Annotated in this window: 4 protein-coding genes and 1 pseudogene; 4 read left to right on the top strand and 1 reads right to left on the bottom strand. The window is 72.7% G+C overall.

The genetic code is table 11. From position 1 onward, the window contains the following. Positions 1-108 precede the first annotated feature (108 nt). Complete coding sequence (locus B9G38_RS14495) at positions 109-759, top strand: chromosome partitioning protein ParA (RefSeq protein WP_086220840.1); 651 nt, start codon at positions 109-111, stop codon at positions 757-759. A 79-nt stretch (positions 760-838) separates the two neighbouring features. Further along, a complete protein-coding gene (locus B9G38_RS14500) occupies positions 839-1,534 on the top strand; it encodes a peptidase (protein WP_086220841.1) in 696 nt (231 codons plus the stop codon). Between the two features lie 32 nt (positions 1,535-1,566). Here B9G38_RS14500 and B9G38_RS14505 read toward each other — a convergent pair whose 3' ends face one another. Then, positions 1,567-1,872 carry a HalOD1 output domain-containing protein gene (locus B9G38_RS14505; RefSeq protein WP_086220842.1) on the bottom strand — a complete coding sequence of 102 codons (306 nt, stop codon included), beginning with the start codon at positions 1,870-1,872 and terminating at the stop codon, positions 1,567-1,569. A 121-nt stretch (positions 1,873-1,993) separates the two neighbouring features. On the opposite strand from B9G38_RS14505, the gene B9G38_RS14510 reads away from it, so the two are divergent. Together B9G38_RS14510 and B9G38_RS14515 are read left to right on the top strand one after the other, a co-directional pair. After that, positions 1,994-3,529 (top strand): phenylalanine--tRNA ligase subunit alpha, encoded by a 1,536-nt coding sequence (locus tag B9G38_RS14510; RefSeq protein WP_086220843.1) that lies wholly within the window; start codon positions 1,994-1,996, stop codon positions 3,527-3,529. Continuing rightward, a pseudogene (locus B9G38_RS14515) lies at positions 3,529-4,301 on the top strand (phenylalanine--tRNA ligase beta subunit-related protein); the annotation flags it as partial. The gene B9G38_RS14510 and the pseudogene B9G38_RS14515, both read left to right, overlap by 1 nt.

Raw genomic sequence — 4,301 nt, forward strand, 5'->3', positions numbered from 1 at the left:
CGTCGCGGCCGACGCCGAGCGGCTGAAGGCCGTCCGCGACCGGGCCGCGGCGCTGGTCGAGCGCGCCGAGGAGAGCGAGGTCCCGGCCGAGGCGCTGGAGGGGCTCGCGTGATCCTCGCGGTCGCGGGCGGGAAGGGCGGCGTGGGGAAGACGACGCTCGCGTACAACGTCGCCGCCGAACTCGACGGGGTCGTCGTCGACGCCGACCTCGGGATGGCCGACCTGCCGGACGGCCGCGGCCCCGACCTACACGACGTGCTCGCGGGCGCGGCGGACCCGATGGAGACGGTCCGCCCCGGTCCGGTCGACATCGTTCCGTGCGGGCGAACGCTCGCGGGCGCTCGCGCTGCCGACCTGACGCGGTTGGAGGGCGCGGTCGCCGCGGTCGAACGCGAGTTCGGGACCGTCGTCCTCGACTGTCCCGCGGGGCGACGCGCGGACGCGGGCGTGCCGCTCGCGGTCGCGGACGCCTGCCTCCTCGTCGTCTCGCCCCGGGCGTTCGCGCTGGCCGATGCGATCCGTACCCGGGAGCTCGCCCGCGAGCTCGACGCCGGGCTGGTCGGCTGCGCGGTCAACCGCGTGACCGAACCGCCGCCGGTCGACGCCATCGGCGACGCGCTCGGGGCGCCGGTCGAGGTGGTCCCGGCCGATCCGCGCGTCGGGCGGTCGGTCGCGGGGGAGCGTCCGGTCGCGGACGCCGCCCCCGACAGCGAGGCCGCGGCGGCGGTCAGGGCGCTCGCGCGGCGAGTCCCGGAGTGAGGAGCGCGAGGCGGGCGAGCAGGGGAGACGCGCAGCGACACCGGGTCTTTTTACTCCGGTCGTCCCGTCGGCGAGAGCGATGATCAGGGTCGCGCTCCTCGTCGGCGTCGCCGCCGTCGCCGCGCTCGCTGTCTCGGTGGGGCCGCTGTACGCGGCCGACCGCTTCCGGGACCTGCGGGAGCCGACGGACGCGGAACGGGCGCAGATCGCGGCGCTGGCGGAGCCGGGCGGGCTCGACGTCGACCGGATCGCGATCGAGTCCGTCGCGGGCAACGACGGCGCGGGCGACGGATCGGAGGCGGGGACGCCCGGTCCCGCAAGGGTGGCGGTCAGGGGGCCCCCCCGTCGTCGGGTGCTGTTCCTCACGGAAGACGTGTTGACCGACCTCGACGAGGACGTCGCCGTCGGGCTGCTCGCGGCGGAGGCCGGGCGGGTCGCGGCGTACTACGCCGAGTTCCGCGCCGTCGCCGTCGGGGCCGTGCTGGCGGCGCTGGCGGCGGTCGTCACGGCGCTCGTTCCGTTCCAGTCGGGCTTCGGCGCCGTCGTCGCCGTCGGGATCGTCTCCTTCTGGGCCGGTCGGCGGGTCCAGTACGCCGCCGACTCGCGCGCGGCGGACGCGGTCGGCGCCGACCGGGTCGCCGACGCGTTCGAGCGCGTCGCGGAGCGTCGCGGCGTCGAGCCGGAAACGGGGGACTGGTCGACGTGGTTCGAGGTCCAGCCGCCGCTCGGCGATCGGATCGAGCGGCTCCGCGACCGGGCGGCAGAGGAGGGGTAACGGACGGAGGAGAGTCGGCGCGAGCCGTCGGCTCAACTCCGCGATCGCTGGGCGACCGCGGCGTCGGGGTCGACGCGAACGTCGTACTCGGCGACGGTGATCGAGACGTCGACGTCGGTGTCGGTTCGCCCGGAGACGAGTTCGTTCAGGGCGTCAGGGTCGACGTGGTCGTACAGCACGACGCCCTCGTCGCGCAGGTCGATCGGGTCGACGTCGGCGAGTTCGGCGATCGCCTCGACGACGGCGAGGCTGGGGGCGGGACCGTCGCCGCCGTGAGGGACGCGAGCCGTCTCCGGTACCGAGCCGGAATCGCTCGATCCGGCCGTTGCGCTGCTCATGGCCGTGATACGCCGATACGGTATATAACTCGGTCGCTCGGCTTATCAGAAACGATTCTCGCCGGGCGGTCCGCTCCCGGAACCGTTACCAACCAGCCGCACGCGTGTAGAGACAACTCGAATGCGACTCCCGGAACGACAGCTCGCGGTCCTCGAGGCCGCGAGCGCGACGGACGAGCGAACGGTGGCGGAGATAGCCGCGGAGACTGACCTGAAGCCGGAGACGGTCGCGGGCGCGGCCTTCGACCTCGCCGACGAGGGGCTCGTCGCGGTCGGCTCGACGACCGACGAGACCCTCGATCTCACCGACGAGGGGCGGTCCTACGTCGAGGCGGGGCTTCCCGAGACGCGGCTCTACCGGGCCGGGCTCGGTGCGGGCGCCGACGCCGAGCCGGCCTCGATGGGAGCGGTCATCGGCGAGGCCGAACTGGACGGTCCCGAGGTCGACATCGCGCTCGCGAACTTCGCGCGCAAGGGGTTCGGGAGCGTCGACGGCGGCGAGCTCTCGGTCGACCCGGGCGCGGATCCGGACGCCGACCCCGAGGCGACGGCGCTCGCGGCGCTCGCGGACGCCGGCGGTGAGGGCGAGGGCCTCGACGTCGACGCGCTCGACGTCGACGAGGCGGTGATCGATCGGCTCGACTCGCGCGGGCTCGTCTCGGTCGGCGAGTCCGTCACGCGGACGGTGCGGCTCACCGACGACGGCGTCGACGCGCTGATGACCGGCGTGGAGGCGACGGAGACAGTCGGGGCGCTCACGCCCGAGCTCCTCGCGAGCGGCGAGTGGCGCGACGCCGAGTTCGCCGAGTACAACGTCGAGGCCGAGGCGGAGACGGCCCGCGGCGGCCGCAAGCACGTCCTCCGCCGGACCGCCGACCGCGTGAAGGACGTGCTCGTCGGCATGGGGTTCCAGGAGATGGAGGGCCCGCACGCCGACGCCGACTTCTGGATCAACGACTGCCTGTTCATGCCGCAGGACCACCCGGCGCGGACCCACTGGGACCGGTTCGCGCTCGACGTGGACCCGATGGAGTCGATTCCGGACGAGCTGATGGCCCGCGTCGAGGCGGCCCACCGCGACGGCTGGGGAGTCGACGGCGACGGCTACCACTCGCCGTGGTCGGCCGACTTCGCCCGCGAGGTCGCGCTCCGCGGTCACACCACGTCGCTGTCGATGCGATACCTCTCCGGCGTCGCCGGCGCCGAGCTGGAGCCGCCGCAGCGCTACTTCTCGGTCGAGAAGGTGTACCGCAACGACACGCTCGACCCGACGCACCTGCTCGAGTTCTTCCAGATCGAGGGATGGGTGATGGCGGAGGACCTCTCCGTGCGCGACCTGATGGGCACCTTCGAGGAGTTCTACCGGCAGTTCGGGATCACGGACATCCGGTTCAAACCCCATTATAACCCCTACACCGAGCCCTCCTTCGAGCTGTTCGGCGAGCACCCGGAGACGGGCGAGGAGATCGAGATCGGCAACTCCGGCGTCTTCCGCGAGGAGGTCACCGGCCCGCTCGGCGTCGACTGCGACGTGATGGCGTGGGGGCTCGCCCTCGAACGGCTGGCGATGCTCACCACCGGCGCGGAGGACATCCGCGACCTCCACGGAACCTTGGCCGACATCGACTTCCTGCGGAACGCGGAGGTGAGCTACTGATGCCCGTCGTCGACATCGACCCCGACGAGCTGCGCGAGCTCACCGGCCACGAGGAGAAGGAGGACGGGGAACTCAAAGACGACCTGTTCGGGCTCGGCTTAGAGTTCGAGGGCGAGACCGACGACGGCCAGTTCCAGTTCGAGTTCGCGCCCGACCGCCTCGACCGGCTCTCCGTCGAGGGCGTCGCGCGCTCGCTGCGCTACCACTACGGCGACGCCCGCGGCGTCTACGTGCCGAACGCGAACGACGCCGAGTGGACCATCGAGGTCGACGAGTCGGTCCCCGCCGAGCGGCCGTACGTCACCGGCGCCGTGGTCCGCGGCGTCGACCTCGACGAGGCGGCGCTGGAGTCGCTGATCCAGCTCCAAGAGAAGCTCCACGCGACGATGGGCCGCGGCCGCGCGAAGGGCGCGATCGGGATCCACGACCTCGCGATGGTGAAGGGCGCGCCGCTCCAGGAGGGCGCGGAGCCGTCGGTCACCTACCGCGGCGTCGACCCCGACGGGGACGCGTTCGTCCCGCTCGACGCGAACGACGAGCTGACGCCCGCCGAGGTCCTGACGGAGCACGACACCGGGACGACTTACGCCGACCTCGTCGAGGGCCTCGACCGCTACCCGGCGATCTACGACGAGCTCGGCCTCTTCTCGTTCCCCCCCGTCATCAACGGGAAGCGCACCGAGGTGACGACCGGCTCCCGCGAGCTGCTCGTCGAGCTCACCGGCACCGACCAGTGGACGATCGACCGGATGTGCAACATCATCTGTTACGC

Source organism: Halorubrum sp. SD612 (assembly GCF_002135005.1).